Source organism: Thermoanaerobacterium aotearoense (assembly GCF_009905255.1).
In the GTDB taxonomy this organism is placed as follows: Bacteria; Bacillota; Thermoanaerobacteria; order Thermoanaerobacterales; family Thermoanaerobacteraceae; genus Thermoanaerobacterium; species Thermoanaerobacterium aotearoense.
The window spans coordinates 265,453-282,207 of the sequence record NZ_CP047602.1 but is presented as its reverse complement, the minus strand read 5'-3'; the positions used below and the strand labels follow the sequence as shown (position 1 = coordinate 282,207).

Sequence of the window (16,755 nt, the reverse complement as noted above, 5' to 3'; positions counted from 1 at the left end):
AATACCTCCATCTTATTTTGCATAAAATATTGTAGGAACCATCCTCTCTCCTAAAGGATTTGACGGATTGTTTATGACTTTTCCTTTGTAGTACATTGTCGTAGATGATCCCCCATCGAGATTTGTAGCATTTACAGCACCGTAATCAAGCATTATATTTTGCACGTCTTTTAATGTGGCTCCAACGCTGGATATTGCCCTTCCGTCAATGACTAAAAATATGACTGTGCCATCGGCTTTCTGTCCTATTGCAGTCCTTGGAGCAATACCCCATCCACCGTCACCACTTTTAATCATAGGCTTTCCATTGACTACGAGGGCAGGGCCAAAACTTACTGCTTCTTTTATGTTTAAATTCTTTATCTCATCTAAAGTGTATTTGCCAACCAACAGCTTACCATCTGTTGTAAACCCTGCAAGATCGATTTTCCCGTCTTTACTGTAGGCATTGTTGTATATAAGCTTTCCATTGTGTATGATTATTCCGCCTGGAGTACCCCCACTTCCGGTCCATGCACCATCAACGTACCCAATAAAACCGCCAGCGTTTATAGCGGCTATAGCCCCATTTTCCTTAGCTATCTCGCTGACCGTTTCTCCTTCTTTAGGAAGCTTACTTGATATGCCTACTTCAACTCTCGTAGGGTCGTGGATTAAAATCACCTTTCCTTTAAATCTGCTGCTGCTTATGTCATTCACTTCAATCGTCGTATCGTGATTGTTTTTGAAATTCAATAGACTACTTTTGCTGCTGTCTGTAGATATACTTGTCATTTCCTTCATTATAGCGTCAATTTTGCTTTGTGGCAAAAATAACGTGGCAATGTACTTATGGCTGAATGTAGTCATAGCTGTCGCTACCAAAGTATTTCTGATATTTGTAAATGGCCCGTAAAATATCGACATTGGTATCACTATTACAGCCAAAAATACTTGAAATATTACATAAGCTATTATTTTTTTCATACAATTTCTCTCTCCCATTTTAATACCTTATAATTTTACACATATTCTATTATACAAGAAAATTATTAATATTTTATTAAAAAAATCGCAAATATATAAAAAAATATATCCTGATTGGCTATTTTTGTAGCATAATCAGGATATATTTTACATATATTGTGTTATTTTGCAAGATTGTATATATTTATTATGTCTTCTTTCGTAAGTTTAACAAATTGTCCTACGGTTGCTGTCCCATTTGACGTGCATTTGTCTGCCATTTCTTCAAACCTGTCGTAAGGTATATTAGCCTCCCTCAGTGTCACAGGAAGGCCAATGTTTCTAAAGAAATCCTCAAGTCTTTTTATGCCTTCCAACGCTATCGCTTCTCTGTCGGTAAATGTCAAATCTACATCCCAAACTTTAACGGCAAACTGGACAAATCTATCCAAGTCGTGTTTATACACGTATTTCATCCACGCTGGGAATATTACGGCAAGTCCTGCGCCGTGTGCTATGTCGTAGATTGCACTTAACTCATGTTCAATCCTATGTGATGCCCAATCGCCGATTCTTCCCGTATCCAAAAGTCCATTATGTGCAATAGTACCTGCCCACATCACTTCAGCTCTCACATCATAATCCTCAGGATTTTCAATAAGCCTTGGAACATTGTTTATCATGGTCTTAAGCGTTGCTTCGCAAAGCCTATCCGTAAGATCTACACTCCTGACGTTTGTAAAGTACCTTTCCATTATGTGAGCCATTATATCCGCTGCACCTGCAGCCGTCTGATACTGAGGAAGTGTAAACAAAAGCTCTGGATTCATGATGGCAAACTGAGGCCTTATAAGATCAGAGTGTATGCCCTTCTTGTACCATCCATCTTCATTTGTTATGACAGCGCTATCGCTGGCTTCACTTCCTGTTGCAGCCAATGTCAGTATTACACCTACTGGTAATGCCCTTTCAATCTCAGCTTTGCCTACAAAGAAATCCCACACATCACCATCATAAAGCGCACCAACAGCGATAGCCTTTGCAGTGTCTATCGCGCTACCCCCACCTACGGCCAATATGAAGTCAATGCCATTTTCCTTGCAAATCTTTATTCCTTCATAAACCAAGCTAAGCCTTGGATTTGGTTTAACACCTGATAATTCTATGTAATCAACACCATTGCCTTTTAGCGATTTTACGACTTTGTCGTAAAGACCTGTCTTTTTTATGCTACCACTGCCGTAAACAAACAATACCTTTTTTGAATATTTTTTTGTCTCTTCACCTACTCTATTTTCAGTCCCTCTGCCAAAGATGATCTTTGTCGGACAAACAAAATCAAAATTGTTCATAAAATCACACCCTCTTTTTAATGTTTCTTTTGAGATAATTATACCACTGGTTTTTTGAAAAACATATTTTGATGGTATGCTATGATACCGCTTGATATGTAACAATTAATATACTACTTCATATATTAGTTTTAGAACACGATCATATTTAATCGTGCTCTAAATATTCCAAACGAGGTGGTTGTTTTGCCAACTATTCAAATTAACCCTACTGATGATGCTTATATATCACAGTACTTTCCTACCCAAAACTTCGGCAATTCTATTTCGCTATTTACCGGTGAATATTTAAGGTTTGGAAATATGCCAGATGCTTACAGAACTCTATTAAAATTTGATTTATCGGGAGCTATACCGTCTGGAAATGTAATGACAGATGCTAAACTGTATCTTTATGTAAACAGAAAAGATATGCCTGATAGCATACTGTATCCACAGAATATTACAATCTATGAAAACCTCAATGACTTTAGCCAATCAACAGTAACTTGGAATACAGCTCCATTTACTGTCATCACCCCTTATAGTTTTACTGTTACAGACAGCATGGTAGGAAGTTATATAGGAATTGATATAACAAATTTAGCGTATAAATGGGTTCTAACACCATCTTTAAACTTTGGCATAACAATAAGAGGAATAGAAAATGTAGTTGACACTATAATAGGATATGAATCAACCAACAATGTAAATAAACCATATCTGGAAATAACTTATGAACCATGTCCTGTATGTCCAACTGGTCCGACTGGTCCAACTGGTCCTACTGGCCCGACTGGCCCTACTGGCCCGACTGGCCCAACTGGCCCAACTGGCCCAACTGGCCCGACTGGTCCGACTGGCCCAACTGGTCCGACTGGTCCTACTGGCCCTACTGGCCCTACTGGCCCTACTGGCCCTACTGGCCCGACTGGCCCAACTGGCCCAACTGGCCCGACTGGTCCGACTGGCCCAACTGGTCCTACTGGTCCTACTGGCCCGACTGGCCCAACTGGCGCAGGAATAGCAGCTTACGGATATATTTACAACACAACTGGTAACACCGTCATTCTTGGTGGAGATGTAACATTTGACAGCAATGGACCATTAGTAGGCATCTCCCACACAACAGGAACTGCACCTATAACATTTGATATCGGTGGAACCTATCGAATTGGCTATACTACGACAGCTTCAGTAGCTGTTTTGAATTCGATGGTGTTGACATTAAACGGAACTCCATTATCACAAACGCAGTACTCCACTATCATCAACGCAACAGAATTAGTAGGTGAAGCTATAATAACAGTATCCGCTGGAGACGTATTGACTTTGAGAAATACAGGCGTCGCCTTGACTTTGGCTTCTGGTGTCGTAAATGCTTCTATCACATTGCTAAAGCTTGACTGATATTAAGAAACATCTAAGGGTTTGGTTTTGCCAGCCCTTAGATGTAATTTATTTGAATTAATAGGAGGATATCTATGTGCCAGAGTATAACTATAAGTCTGTGCATGATAGTAAAAAATGAAGAACTAACATTGGATAGATGCTTAACATCCATAAAAGATGCTGTAGATGAAATAGTCATAGTTGATACGGGCTCTACCGACTTAACAAAAAACATTGCAAAGAAATATACTGATAAAATATTTGATTTTAAGTGGATAGACGATTTTAGCGCAGCAAGAAATTTTTCATTTAGCAAAGCAACAATGGATTATATATTATGGCTTGATGCAGATGATTATATGGAGCCAGACGATTTAGAGAAACTTATAAATCTTAAAGACAACTTCGACACATCTATTGACTCAGTGACGATGAAATACGTATTGACTAAAACATCAAATGGCAGTCCATCTTTCATAAGCATTAGAAATCGCCTTGTTAAAAGGACGAAGGATTTTAAATGGATTGGCGCAGTGCATGAATACCTTGATGTCTACGGAAAAATTTACAATAGCGATATACAAATTGTGCATGGTAAAATAAAAAATACGCCCAATAGAAACATTGAAATTTATGAAAAGATGATTGAAAGCAAAAAAGATTTTTCACCAAGAGATATGTTTTACTATGCAAATGAATTGGCCGAACACAAAAGGTATGCTGAGGCCATTCAATATTACAACATGTTTATAGACTCCAAGAAAGGATGGATGGAAGATATACTGTATTCTCTCGGAAAGCTTGCTGACTGCTATGAAGCTTTAGGAGATTTAAATAAAAGAGATGAAGCGATTTTTAAATCTTTTGAGTACGACGTACCAAGGCCTGAATTCTGTTGCAGATTAGGTTATAAATTTTTGCAGGAAAACAAGATAAAACAATCTATTTTCTGGTATGAGCTTGCGACAAAAGTCGAAAAACCTAATCAAGGCTTTGTAAATATAGCATGTTCAACATGGCTTCCACATATTCAGTTGTGCATATGCTATTATAGATTAGGTGACATAGAAAAATCATATATGCATAATGAAGAAGCGAGAAAGTACGATCCAAATAATCCTATGGTGCTTCAAAACAAAGCATTTTTAGAAAGCTTATTATAAAAAAAGAACAGGTCTATTTAATGCCTGTTCTTTTTTATACTTACTCTATTTTAAACATCTTAAGCGATTCCATAAGCTCTTGTGCATACATTTTAAGCTCATTTGCCGTACTTGAAAGCTCCTCAATTATAGCTGTCTGCTCTTGTGATGATGCCGAAATCTCCTCGGTAGACGCCGCAGTTTCCTCCGATACAGCGGCTATATCCTGCACAGCATCAACGATCTTGTTCTTATTGGCTTCTATCTCTTTTAAGGAGTCGTTCAGATTATTTATCATGTCTGTCACAAACTTCAAGGCTTGTATTATGCCTTCGAATATTTCTTTCGTGTTATTGACTGAATTGCTTTGCTCCATGACGATGTTATTGGCATTTTCCACCGTTGCCACCGTTTCATTTACATCATTTTGTATCTCAGATATAAGCTCTGATATGCTTTTAGCCGCAATGCTTGACTCATCAGCCAATTTTCTCACTTCGTCAGCAACGACTGCAAAGCCTTTTCCGGCCTCTCCAGCCCTTGCAGCTTCTATTGCTGCATTTAAAGACAATAAATTGGTCTGATCCGCTATCTGCCTTATTGTATCAACTATCTTTCCTATCTGGTTTGACTTATCTCTCAAGAAAAGGGTAGATTCTCTTACTTTGTTGTTAGATTCGATGCTTTGCTGCGTCTTAGCTAAAAGGCTTTCAATTATTTCATTGCTGCTTTCAGAAATCATGTTTATGTTTGTGACTTCGTCCAAAATATTGTTGGAATCATTCATAGCCGTATCTATAAGCTTTCCAAGCTCCAACGTTGCTTTAGCGCTGCTTTGAGCGCTTTCAGCTTGATTCGATGAACCTTCAGCTATCTGCTCTATTGCCCTGGCCACATCCTGCATCGTCGACGAAACTTGCTCTGATGACGATGCAATGTTATTTGAAATGTTGTTTACAGATTCAGCCACATTTTTTATCTTTATGACCAATGACCGTATTCCTTCAATCATGTCATTGTAACTCTTAGAAAGCAGTCCTACTTCATCTCTCGATTTTATATCAGTGCTAAGCACAAGCTCGCCTTTTGACGCTTTCTCCATCGTCTTTGATATTTTCCTGATGCCACCTGTCAAAGTGGAAATAAATACGAAAGCCAACAGCAGTCCAAATATGAGGCAGATAATCATTACAGTGATCATCGTATTCCTTATGGAGCTTGTATCAACACTTAGCTCCTGAATAGTCGTAGAAACGACGCCGATCCATCCAAATTCGCTTAGCTTCTTGACGCTGGCAAACTTCAACTGATTGTTAAAAGTGTACTCCATCGTCTTATTATTAAGGGACAAAAGCTGTTTGCCAAAGCTGTACTTCGTCATCTTTGTAAACATCATGGTTTTATCTGGATGCGATATGACAGTGCCATCACTTGTCATAAGATAAAAGTATCCTGAATTTCCTATCTTTATACTGCTTATGGCATCCGAAAGCTTCGATAGGTCTATGTCTATTCCTACAACGCCTGCTAAGTTTTGGTTTTCATCAAATATGGCTTTTGACATGGTTATCTCAGGTTTGCCAGACAGGATATCCTTGTAAGGTTCAGTTGAAGCGATAGCACCTCCTGCATCTAAAGCAGCTTGATACCAAGGCCTTTTAGTGAGATCTACACCGCTAACATCTTGAACAGGATAGATGATGGTCTTGCCGTCTTTAGCTGTAAAATAAGCGTTCAATATGATCGAATTGTTGTCTTCTACACCTTTTAATTTATCCAACAAACTGCTTGAATCGCCGGTTTTTATGTAGTTTTTAAGGTCGCTGGAATTGGCAATATCGTTAAGTGAAATCTCTGCGTTTTGCTTCACCATTCCAATGTAATTGTCAAGCACTGAAAGTGCTGCTTGATTTGATTTGTCTATTCTGCTTTTTAAAATTGTCTGCGCTTCATTTACAGAAAAATAGCCTGTAATAAGAAGCGGTACGACGATAAACAGGGTAACCAATGAGAAAATCTTGATCCTTATGCTTTTCACTGCCTTATCACCTCATGTATTAATTTTGCTCATAAATTGTTTATCGGCTATTTTAACAATAATCTTAAGCGTTTTTTGTATTTTTTCTCATATTAATTCCATAAACGCTGCCATGCTGCCGGTTACGCCTTTATCTCTCCTGTAGGAGTAAAACTCGTCAATATTGCAGGATGTGCAAAGACCTGATATTGTTATGTTTTCATCTTTTATCCCACAATTTATAAGCTCATAATAGTTTGTCATCTCAAGGTTTAGCATCCACTTTCCATCGCCTTTATCTATCAATACGTCAGCTACATTTATATTTAATTTTGATATTTCATCTACCACATCTTTCCCTACTTCATAACAGCAAACTCCTATGGCTGGACCTACAGCAGCAAGTATGTCTTTTTTATCAGATCCAAAAGCACTTACCATTTTCTCAACCGTCTTAGGGCCAATCTCTTTCACTGTGCCTCTCCAGCCAGCGTGTGCTAATGCTATGACATTTTTTACAGGATCTAAGAAATAAAGGGGTGTGCAGTCAGCGTAAAATGTCACAATGGGTATGCCCCTTTCATTTGTCATCAAAGCATCGGCATTTTTTATATCGCTTTTCCCAAAGTTTTTACCTTTATCAGATTCATTAACAATTTTAATGCCATCTGAATGGACTTGATTTGAAAACACCATGTCATTGTAATTGATATTTGCAACACCACATATACGATTAAAATTTTCGTACACGCTTTCTTTATCATCATACCTTGTAAGGCTTAAATTGAGTGAGCTGTAAGACCCACTACTTACACCGCCAATTCTTGTAGAAAAAAGATGTTTTGCTTTACCAGTTTCTTCAAATGCAGGTATCGTGTAAAAGACGATGCCATCCACTTCATTTCTTTTAAATCCTTTATTCACCTTAATCATACCTTTCCAGATTATTTTGTATAAAAAAAGGACATCACTGTCCTCAATTCAGCTTGTCTTTTTCTTTTTCTCTTCTTTTTTATTTATGTACTTGTCAGAAAACTTGATCATTGAAAGCATTATTAAAAAAAGCAATGCTACCGTCAGCACCCCTGCAACCGGTATAATAATAATGTACTTTTCCATCATTGACCTCTCCCTTTTTAACCTTATACATACATTATACTATAATCGTATACAAATTTGTTTACTTTTAAAAAAAAATAATGCAGAGATTTCTGCATTATTTGAGTTCTACAAGTTCATAATCTGTAGTGCCCATGCCAAGCTCTTCGCCGTACTTAAATTGTATGTCTCCTCTCGTCTCAGGATGGACAGCGGCAAATTTGTCATCCCCTTCATTAAGACCTCTGCCTACATCACCTAATGCAGAATGAGGATTTCCTGCTTGCCTATTTACAAGGTCAAAGCTGGCTTTATCTATTGCAACAGGGTCAAATGATGCCAATATTCCTATATCCTGTACAATCGGTGCATCGCTCCATGGCGCACAGTCACATAGTGGCGTCACATTCATCACAAAGTTTATAAAAGCTATTTTGCCTTTTTTATTCATATATGCTCCATAGGCGTACTCAGTCATTCTCTCCACAAACTCGTCCATGTCTGTTCCCCACTGTGGATTTATGGCATCGTACTGGCACATTGTGATGCACTCGCCACAGCCAATGCATTTCTCAGGATCTATGTAAGCCTTGCCATCTACCAGTGATATGGCATCTTCTGGACAATTCTTGATGCATGTCTGACAAGCGGTGCATTTTTTGCCTACTTTCGGGCTTACGGTAGAGTGCTGCTGTTGCTTACCCGCCCTCGGAGCACATCCCATCGCAAGGTTTTTTATAGCACCTCCAAATCCAGCCATTTCATGTGCTTTAAAATGTGAAAGCACGATCATGGAATTGGCATTGACTATGTTAGACGATATTTTCACTGTCTTAAAGTGCTTCTTGTTTATCTCTACTTCATCTTCATCTTTGCTTAATAAGCCATCGGCAATTATAAGTGGTGCATTGACGACAGCATAAGCGAAGCCATTTTCTATTGCTGTAATCAAATGGTCTACTGCATTTGAACGGCTCCCTTTGTAAAGTGTATTAGAATCAGTCAAAAACGGTTTGCCGCCGTTGGCCTTAACCTTGTCTACCACTTGCCTTACAAATATGGGATTTATGTATGCATTATTTCCTCTTTCTCCAAAATGGAGTTTTATAGCCACTAAGTCATCTTTTTTAAAAATGCTTTTAAATCCTGCTACATCGAAAAGCCTTGATACTTTTGATGTGATACTTCCTGACGGCTTTAAAGATCTCATGTTGTAATAGTATACCTTTGATTTCATGTAAAATCACTCCTTTAATCACCAGCTAATTTGCCTCTTATCATTTTTGCTCCTTTTCTCACATAACCTAACATAGAGTTGTCCAATATCATTATAATTGCAAGGTAAACGGCAGAGCCTGCAAAAATGGCGGTTCCTAATGATACAGCTTCATAAATCTTTGTTTCTGGAAAATGGCTCATGACAAAATTGAATGTCAAATATGCAAATCCCCCCATTATAGCAGAGCCGATAATGGACTTTAAAAACGAAGCTAAAATTTCGCGCCCACCAATAGTGCCTATTTTCTTCTTTAAAGAATACATAAGCATCAATGATGTAACAGTTGCCGCAACTGAAGTAGACAATGCCAAACCTCCTAATGCAAGGTACCTTACGATGATGAGATTAAGTCCTATATTCACTAATACGGCAATCCCACCATTTACCATCGGAGTTTTTGTATCTTTCAAAGAGTAAAATCCTCTGCTTAAGACATTTCTAAGCCCATTGGCTGTCATGCCTAAACTTAAAAACATGAATGCGATGGATGTAAGATAAGTTGATCTTTCGTTAAAGGCTCCTCTCTCAAACAAGATCCTTATAATCGGATATCTAAATATTATGGCACCTACTGTAACTGGAATCATGATGTAGAGTATCGCTTTAACTGCTGTTTTTATGCCATTTTTAAACTCATCTACGTTGTTTGCTGCAAAGTGCTTTGAAAGCATAGGATATATTACAATTGCTATTGCCATCGAAAATATATCAAAGCCTATAAGCCTATTTGCATAGTTTAAAGCTGCAATGCTGCCTGAAGGCAAGTATGACGCTATCATTCTGTCAACATAGGTATTTATCACCTGTATTGATGTTCCAATGAGAACAGGCATTGCCAATATGATTACTCTTTTTACTCCTTCATCTTTCAAATCCAGCACAAATCTGTACCTAAAGCCAAACTTGTAAAGGACCGGAAGTTGCATTATGACTTGAATGACAGAACCTGCCACAGTTGCCAAAGCTACACCATATATGCCGTACTTAGCTCCATATAAAATTGCTACACCTATTATGATGATATTGTACGGTATGCCTATCATGGCAGGCACAGAAAAATGGTCAAGGGATTGCAAAACACCTGTTATGATATTTGACACCAACACAAATACCATCACAGGCATCAAAATCATCGTAAGCTTTAGTGTAGCGTAATAGACATCTCCTTTAAATCCCGGTGCCATTATTTTGACTAAAATCGGCGCCATCACTATGCCTACTGACGCAAAAATAACTGTCAATAAAATCAAAGCATTTAAAAGGTTGTTTATAAAGTCAAAAGCCTTGTCTTTTCCTCTTTTTGCAAGGTATTCAGAAAAAAGTGGTATGACTGTAGTGCCGATAGACGCCGCAATTGCAGCAAACAAAACCATCGGTATGTTCTGAGCCATGTTGTAAGCATCAACGTATTTTGTGGTGCCAAACTTTGACCCTATGACTACCTCTCTCAAAAAACCAGTTATCTTGCTTATCAATGTTATAATCATCACAAGCCCTGCAGCTTTAGCAGTTTTCTTTACTGTTGACATTTAACGCACCTTCACTTTAATTTTTCTCCACCAGCATAAACGATATCTCAGCTTCGGCTGCCAAGTCACCATCCACTGTTGCAATGCCTTTCGCCTTTACGAGATTTAATTTTGACGAGGTTATCTCAACTTCTATCTTTAACTGATCTCCAGGCTCCACTACTCTTTTGAATTTGCACCTATTTATGCCTGTAAAAAGCCCTATCATGTTATTGTTGACTTTCCCGTGCATCACGGTTATTCCACCAAGCTGCGCCATAGCCTCTACAATAAGTACCCCCGGCATAATAGGATTTCCTGGAAAATGTCCTTGAAAAAAAGGTTCATTTGCAGAGACGTTTTTTATGCCTACGGCTTTCTTACCATCTTCAATCTCCAGCACTTTGTCAATCATCAAAAACGGATATCTATGGGGTATGACCTCCCTAATCTCTTTATTATCTAACATCTAATCCACTCCTATTTTTGCTTTTTACTATGATTATACCACAGAGAATGAAAATATGAAAATTGCACAGCTAAAAAAATAACCGCCCTGTAAGCTTAGAGCGGTTATGGTTTCATATCTTCTTTGACAGTTGATTGTACATTTCATCTGCCAATCCAATTCCTGAGTTTTGCGCTATTGACTGTGCATAATTGTCGTACATCATTGTAGTAAATACGTCCGTAGCAAAGTCATCGCCAGTTAGCGGGTCCTTTGGTATAGTATTTCTCATCTCAGTAAGCATTTGGTTTACAAATACAGCTTCCAAGTCGATGCACGCTTCTTTTAATTTTTGCTTGTCTTTATTGTTTAAGGCATCTTGTATCGCCTTTTGAAAATCACCAGTATTATTGTTGACATTAAGCTGGTTCACCTGATTTACTTCATTTATGCTGCTTACAGGATCTATGTTCATCTAAGATTTCCCCCAATTGAAAATTTATCTCCTTAGATTGTTGGCAATGCTAAGCATATCGTCTGCCGCCTGAATGGCCTTTGAATTCAATTCGTAAGCCCTTTGAGCCGCTATCATGTTTACCATCTCATTTACCACTTGCACGTTTGAAGTCTCCAAAAAACCTTGGCGGACATTTCCCATTCTGCCCTGAAAATCGTCTCTTGTGCCAGGACTTCCTGATGCGGCTGTAGCCTCATAAAGGTTGTCGCCTTTGTCCAACAGTCCATCTGGATTTTGGAAATTGTAGATTCCCAAAGTCGCTACATCCTGCTGAGTTCCATCAGGATTTTTCACAGATATTACTCCTAAAGGAGATATAGATATATCCTTTTGGGTGCTATCAAACGTTATTGGATTTCCTCCATCGTCTAAAACAGGATAGCCATCAGCAGTAGTTAAAGTCGCTGTATTTTGATCTACGCTTAGCTTAAAGCTTCCATCTCTCGTGTAATATGTATTCCCATCAGGGCCTAATACCGCGAAAAATCCCTCTCCGTCCAACGCCACATCTAAAGGATTGTCAGTTTCCTGCAGACTTCCTTCGCTAAAGTCTTTGACAATGGCAGACGGCCTTACGCCAACACCCACCTGCATGTTTACAGGCTTTCCCTGCCCGCCGTTTACGTCTTCCGTCTGAAGCGTCTGGTATATGAGGTCCTGAAATTCTGCCCTATCCCTCTTAAATGCAGTCGTATTTACATTTGCAAGATTGTTTGAAATCACATCAACATTAAGCTGCTGCGCATTCATGCCTGATGCAGCAGACCACAATGCTCTTATCACTTAATACCACCTCTTTTTATACTTTTCCAACTTCGTTTACGCTTTTATCGAGAGTTTCATCAAATGCAGACACTGACTTTTGGTTTGCCTCATAAGTCCTCATTGCGCTTATCATGGTCACCATCTCATCTACTGGATTTACATTTGATCCCTCTAAGTAACCCTGTTTTACCTTTGAAGTCGCCGGTACAGCTTGTCCACCAGTTGTGAAAAACAGATTGTTGCCTTCTTTCCTCAGTGTATTGTAATTTGCAAAATCCACTATGTTCAACTTATCGACAGTTTGACCATTTACGCTTATGTTTCCAGATTCATCGACAGATATATCTCCGTTGCTAAGCTGTATAGGGCCATTTTGGCCTAAAACGTAATAACCATCTTTCGTCACAAGATATCCATTACTATTTAAAGTAAACGAGCCATCTCTCGTGTACCTTACGCCATTTGGCGTGCTTACAGTAAAAAATCCAGAACCATCTAATGCAAAATCCAGCTTTCCATCGGTCTTTTCAATATCCCCTTCAGAGAAATTGGTGTTAAATGTTTCAACTAAAACACCGTAATCCATCGTGCCAATGTTGCCATTGTAAGGTACATTGTCGCCGCCATTTCTTGTAACCATATAATCAGGAAAAGCCATCGTCGTCACAGTGTCCTTTTTGTAGCCTGTGGTATTTACATTTGCTATGTTATTTGAAAGCACATCTACTATCTTCTGCTGTGCTATCATTCCAGATGATGCTGTGTATAAACCTCTTAACATATAAACACCTTCTTACTTGATTTTAAAAGCATCAATGACGGTTTCGTGGTCTTCCATAAATGGCAAAGACTCCAATGCCTTTCCCGTCCCTAAAGCCACACATGATATTGGATCATTTGCCAGTATAACTGGCACGTCCATCTTTTCCTCCAGCAATTTGTCAAGCCCATGCAACAGCGAACCCCCACCAGTAAGCACTATGCCTCTATCGCATATGTCTGCTGCTAATTCTGGCGGAGTTTTTTCCAATACGCTGTGAACCAAGTCAACAATATCAGCCAATGGCTCTTCCAGTGCTTCCGCAACCTCATCTGAGCTTACGTCGAAGCTTTTCGGCAATCCCGATATAAGGCTCCTTCCCTTCACAGTCATGTATTCTTCCTTGTCTTTTTTAATGGCAGAACCTATGTTTATCTTTATTTCCTCAGCAGTCCTATCTCCTATGATGATGTTGTACTTTTTCCTTATGTACTTTATTATAGCGCTGTCAAAGTTATTTCCTGCAACTTTGATGCTTTTAGACACCACTGCGTTACCTAAAGAAATGACGGCAACATCAGTGGTGCCTCCCCCAATATCTACTACCATATTGCCACACGGCTTTTCTATGTCAAGACCTGCCCCTATAGCTGCAGCTATAGGTTCTTCAATCAAAAAAGCTCTCCTGGCACCTGCATGTACTGCAGCATCTATGACAGCCCTTTTTTGAACCTGTGTCACCTCGCTGGGTATGCAGATCATTATTCTGGGCCTCATTATAATTCCCCCGCCGCAAGCCTTTTGAATGAAGTATCTTAGCATTTTTTCGGTTATGTCATAATCTGAAATCACTCCAGCACTCATTGGCCTGACAGCTATTATATCCCCCGGCGTCCTGCCTACCATTCTTTTTGCCTCATCGCCTATTGCAAGTACTTTGCCTGTATTTCTGTCAATGGCTACAACAGATGGCTCGTTTAAAACGATCCCCTCATCCTTCATATAGACAAGTACAGATGCCGTGCCGAGGTCAATTCCAATATCTTTTGATAAAGCAAACATCTAAACACACCTTTCTTCTGTTTTTCGACATTGTATTGGCATCCATATTCTTTATCGACACTTAAAAATAAATATTTAATAAATAAATTCGACAAATATTTCATAATTCCTCTTTTTAATATTAAATTTTTATTTAGCGGATTTGTACTTTATTTTAGTGGCATTACCGCCTCTTATATGTCTTTCAGCCTTATTTTTCTCCAATACTTCTTTAACTTCTTTGTAGAGCTTAGGATTTATATTCTCAAGTCTTTCCGTTACATCTTTATGGACTGTGCTTTTGCTGACACCAAAAACTTTTGCAGCTTCTCTTACAGTCGATTTGTTCTTTATTATATATTTTCCTATCTCCAATGTCCTCTCTTCGATATAATCCTTCAATACAAAAACCCCCTTAAGTATAGACCTTTCAATATATTTATATGCGGGGATTGTATCAATAGAATAAAATGACAAGCTTCAATGCAAAAAAATAACAGGGTTTTTCCCTGTTATCATGATGACAAACGCACAGTTTTATTTGCTGAAGTATTGCATAGGGTCTATATAATTTCCATCTTTCAGTAGCTCAAAGTGGACATGCGGATCTTCTGCAATTTCAAACTTAGCCGTATTTCCAACTTTACCTATGACGCTTCCTTGTTGTACTGCCTGTCCCACTTTTACACTGACGTTATCCTCAAGATTGCTGTAGCGAGTTATATACGAACCATTTTTTATCTCTACAGTATTTCCAAGCCTACTATCGTTGTACACCTTTGTCACAACACCGCTCATTGCTGCTACGACATCAGTGCCTAAATCAGCTTTTAAATCTACCCCTTTGTGTGTAGTCCATTCATCGAGGGTTTTTGAATATGTAAGCTTTGTCACAGCAAATTCCATAATCACATCGCCATTTACCGGTTTTATCAGCGAGAAGATAGTGCTGCTTTCACTCTTTGAATTATTACTTGCTGTATTGATACTTGACATGGTATTTACAGCATTATTTGGTTGAACTTTTTCTTCCACTGCCTTCTGTGCTGTACTTGATACATTAGTTTTCACAGGCGATGATGCACTGGTGGAATTTGTGCTTTCAACTTTCACTTTATTTTCTTCTTTTGCCGTGCTATTATTCTTGGTAGTAGGTTGCTCTGAAACAGTATTCTTTGTGCCCAAATCTGTCTTCACAGCATTTTGCGTTGTACTAAGCTCTGCCATCTTCTTTAAGTTATTGTCTGTAACGTAGACAGCAGTAACTGCTACGACAACTATGCACAAAAACAAAATCAAGTAAAATCCTTTTCTGTCAAAGAACCTTGCCAAATCATCTCTATTTATCTTCATAAAAATTCACCTCCTTTTGGTATTTTAACCAATATAATTTAATTTATACCAAAGGAGGTTTCTCAGCATTTATCTGGACTCAGGCCTTTCCATTTTTCAGTTTTAAAAGATCATCTATTTTCATTATTTCTACACCCGTATAGTAGTGCTTCAATATGTCTTCAAAGCTTTTTCCGTCTTTCGCCATTGCATTTGCACCATATTGGCTCATACCTACACCATGTCCATATCCAATCACATTTATCACCACATTGCTTCCTTTCATGCTAAAGCTGAAGTTGGTAGAATTTAACTGAAATAGATCTTGTATGTCTGTTCCTGTAAAATCTACACCGCCTATGTTTAAAGACAAGACGTGCCCTGCTTCAGTCCTTTTTATGTTTTTTATGTATCCTAATACGTTTTTTGTGGTTATATTAGCTTTAGGCGCTTTGCTCTTTATGCGGTTTACAAATTCTTCTGATGATACTGTCACAGCCGTCTTAAATTTCTGGGCTACTTCTTCCCCTGGAGATGGCACGCTTTTTAGGTAAGGAAGGTTCTCCTTCCACACGTTAATAGCATCTTCTGTCTCACCACCGCTTATGGCATGGTATACAGGATCTATAAGCACATCATTGTACACTATCACAAGGCCTTTTGTGTCATTTACCGCTTTTACTATCTTGTCGTGGTATAAATTGTAATTGTCACCCCATCGGGATTTCATTACATCATCTGATATCCATGCCTGACAGTGTTTTGAATCTGTGCATATATCACTGCCTGGATGAAGATCACAACCTTTACCGCCTAAAGCTAATTCCTTCGAAAGAGCATACGTCCTTGCAGCAACTGCCTGTGCCTTTAAAGCTTCCAGTTCAAAATCTGCAGGCATTTCTGCTGCTACAACACCTACAAGGTAATCTTCCAAATTCATCTTTACATTTTTGTTTTCATCTACCACAAACACATTAATCGTATTGTAATCTGCAGGCGCTTCTTCTACATTGGTTTTTAAATCTTTAAGCCCTCCACTATTTATAAGCCTGACAGTACTTCCATTGGACACAACACTTCTTGCAGGAGCCAATCCTATGACGATTACAGTTGGCAGTAAAATAGTCGCAAAAACAATTAAAATAACCCCGTACGCAATATGCTTCATCATATCCTCCTT

The 16,755-nt window shown here is 38.6% G+C and carries 17 protein-coding genes; 2 read left to right on the top strand and 15 right to left on the bottom strand.

The window, feature by feature from the left end:
- Window positions 1–12 precede the first annotated feature (12 nt).
- Together GSH73_RS01340 and GSH73_RS01335 are read right to left on the bottom strand one after the other, a co-directional pair.
- Entirely contained in the window at window positions 13–966 is a 954-nt protein-coding gene (locus GSH73_RS01340; protein ID WP_038069157.1) for a phosphodiester glycosidase family protein, read from the bottom strand.
- Between the two features lie 161 nt (window positions 967–1,127).
- Entirely contained in the window at window positions 1,128–2,297 is a 1,170-nt protein-coding gene (locus GSH73_RS01335; RefSeq protein WP_014757237.1) for an iron-containing alcohol dehydrogenase, read from the bottom strand.
- A 186-nt stretch (window positions 2,298–2,483) separates the two neighbouring features.
- Between GSH73_RS01335 and GSH73_RS01330 the strand changes: the two genes are divergently transcribed.
- The gene (locus tag GSH73_RS01330) at window positions 2,484–3,686 is read left to right on the top strand and encodes a DNRLRE domain-containing protein (protein WP_014757238.1); all 1,203 of its coding nucleotides are present in this window, start codon (window positions 2,484–2,486) and stop codon (window positions 3,684–3,686) included.
- 74 nt (window positions 3,687–3,760) lie between these two features.
- On the top strand, window positions 3,761–4,831 hold the full coding sequence (locus tag GSH73_RS01325; protein WP_014757239.1) for a tetratricopeptide repeat-containing glycosyltransferase family 2 protein: 1,071 nt from the start codon (window positions 3,761–3,763) through the stop codon (window positions 4,829–4,831).
- A 40-nt stretch (window positions 4,832–4,871) separates the two neighbouring features.
- On the opposite strand, the gene GSH73_RS01320 is transcribed toward GSH73_RS01325, so the two are convergent.
- From GSH73_RS01320 to spoIID, 13 genes are all read right to left on the bottom strand, one after another.
- Entirely contained in the window at window positions 4,872–6,848 is a 1,977-nt protein-coding gene (locus GSH73_RS01320; protein ID WP_014757240.1) for a methyl-accepting chemotaxis protein, read from the bottom strand.
- 87 nt (window positions 6,849–6,935) lie between these two features.
- Window positions 6,936–7,760, bottom strand: coding sequence for a peptidoglycan editing factor PgeF (gene pgeF, locus GSH73_RS01315; protein ID WP_014757241.1), 825 nt, complete (start codon window positions 7,758–7,760; stop codon window positions 6,936–6,938).
- Window positions 7,761–7,808: 48 nt separating this feature from the next.
- Entirely contained in the window at window positions 7,809–7,946 is a 138-nt protein-coding gene (locus GSH73_RS13375) for a hypothetical protein (RefSeq protein ID WP_200866668.1), read from the bottom strand.
- A gap of 97 nt (window positions 7,947–8,043) precedes the next feature.
- A complete protein-coding gene (locus tag GSH73_RS01310; protein WP_014757243.1) occupies window positions 8,044–9,162 on the bottom strand; it encodes a DUF362 domain-containing protein in 1,119 nt (372 codons plus the stop codon).
- 14 nt (window positions 9,163–9,176) lie between these two features.
- Window positions 9,177–10,733 carry a murein biosynthesis integral membrane protein MurJ gene (gene murJ / locus GSH73_RS01305; protein ID WP_014757244.1) on the bottom strand — a complete coding sequence of 519 codons (1,557 nt, stop codon included), beginning with the start codon at window positions 10,731–10,733 and terminating at the stop codon, window positions 9,177–9,179.
- Between the two features lie 16 nt (window positions 10,734–10,749).
- Window positions 10,750–11,181, bottom strand: coding sequence for a 3-hydroxyacyl-ACP dehydratase FabZ (gene fabZ, locus GSH73_RS01300; protein WP_014757245.1), 432 nt, complete (start codon window positions 11,179–11,181; stop codon window positions 10,750–10,752).
- Window positions 11,182–11,293: 112 nt separating this feature from the next.
- Window positions 11,294–11,635, bottom strand: a complete 342-nt coding sequence (locus GSH73_RS01295) for a rod-binding protein (protein ID WP_014757246.1) — start codon at window positions 11,633–11,635, stop codon at window positions 11,294–11,296.
- Between the two features lie 24 nt (window positions 11,636–11,659).
- Complete coding sequence (flgG, locus tag GSH73_RS01290; RefSeq protein WP_014757247.1) at window positions 11,660–12,460, bottom strand: flagellar basal-body rod protein FlgG; 801 nt, start codon at window positions 12,458–12,460, stop codon at window positions 11,660–11,662.
- Between the two features lie 16 nt (window positions 12,461–12,476).
- Window positions 12,477–13,223 (bottom strand): flagellar basal-body rod protein FlgF, encoded by a 747-nt coding sequence (gene flgF / locus GSH73_RS01285; RefSeq protein WP_014757248.1) that lies wholly within the window; start codon window positions 13,221–13,223, stop codon window positions 12,477–12,479.
- Between the two features lie 12 nt (window positions 13,224–13,235).
- Window positions 13,236–14,264: a rod shape-determining protein gene (locus tag GSH73_RS01280; protein WP_014757249.1), complete on the bottom strand. Its 1,029-nt coding sequence runs from the start codon at window positions 14,262–14,264 to the stop codon at window positions 13,236–13,238.
- A gap of 129 nt (window positions 14,265–14,393) precedes the next feature.
- Entirely contained in the window at window positions 14,394–14,645 is a 252-nt protein-coding gene (spoIIID, locus tag GSH73_RS01275; protein WP_014757250.1) for a sporulation transcriptional regulator SpoIIID, read from the bottom strand.
- 135 nt (window positions 14,646–14,780) lie between these two features.
- A complete protein-coding gene (locus GSH73_RS01270; RefSeq protein ID WP_014757251.1) occupies window positions 14,781–15,596 on the bottom strand; it encodes a M23 family metallopeptidase in 816 nt (271 codons plus the stop codon).
- Window positions 15,597–15,675: 79 nt separating this feature from the next.
- Window positions 15,676–16,743: a stage II sporulation protein D gene (gene spoIID / locus GSH73_RS01265; RefSeq protein WP_014757252.1), complete on the bottom strand. Its 1,068-nt coding sequence runs from the start codon at window positions 16,741–16,743 to the stop codon at window positions 15,676–15,678.
- Window positions 16,744–16,755: the final 12 nt, after the last annotated feature.

What these genes read in the sequence shown, in the direction of transcription:
- GSH73_RS01340 (WP_038069157.1), bottom strand. Translation starts at nt 966, where the DNA reads ATGAAAAAAATAATAGCTTATGTAATATTTCAAGTATTTTTGGCTGTA.
- GSH73_RS01280 (WP_014757249.1), bottom strand. Translation starts at nt 14,264, where the DNA reads ATGTTTGCTTTATCAAAAGATATTGGAATTGACCTCGGCACGGCATCT.
- murJ (WP_014757244.1), bottom strand. Translation starts at nt 10,733, where the DNA reads ATGTCAACAGTAAAGAAAACTGCTAAAGCTGCAGGGCTTGTGATGATT.
- fabZ (WP_014757245.1), bottom strand. Translation starts at nt 11,181, where the DNA reads ATGTTAGATAATAAAGAGATTAGGGAGGTCATACCCCATAGATATCCG.
- flgF (WP_014757248.1), bottom strand. Translation starts at nt 13,223, where the DNA reads ATGTTAAGAGGTTTATACACAGCATCATCTGGAATGATAGCACAGCAG.
- spoIID (WP_014757252.1), bottom strand. Translation starts at nt 16,743, where the DNA reads ATGAAGCATATTGCGTACGGGGTTATTTTAATTGTTTTTGCGACTATT.
- GSH73_RS13375 (WP_200866668.1), bottom strand. Translation starts at nt 7,946, where the DNA reads ATGGAAAAGTACATTATTATTATACCGGTTGCAGGGGTGCTGACGGTA.
- GSH73_RS01270 (WP_014757251.1), bottom strand. Translation starts at nt 15,596, where the DNA reads ATGAAGATAAATAGAGATGATTTGGCAAGGTTCTTTGACAGAAAAGGA.
- GSH73_RS01335 (WP_014757237.1), bottom strand. Translation starts at nt 2,297, where the DNA reads ATGAACAATTTTGATTTTGTTTGTCCGACAAAGATCATCTTTGGCAGA.
- GSH73_RS01325 (WP_014757239.1), top strand. Translation starts at nt 3,761, where the DNA reads ATGTGCCAGAGTATAACTATAAGTCTGTGCATGATAGTAAAAAATGAA.
- GSH73_RS01310 (WP_014757243.1), bottom strand. Translation starts at nt 9,162, where the DNA reads ATGAAATCAAAGGTATACTATTACAACATGAGATCTTTAAAGCCGTCA.
- GSH73_RS01295 (WP_014757246.1), bottom strand. Translation starts at nt 11,635, where the DNA reads ATGAACATAGATCCTGTAAGCAGCATAAATGAAGTAAATCAGGTGAAC.
- pgeF (WP_014757241.1), bottom strand. Translation starts at nt 7,760, where the DNA reads ATGATTAAGGTGAATAAAGGATTTAAAAGAAATGAAGTGGATGGCATC.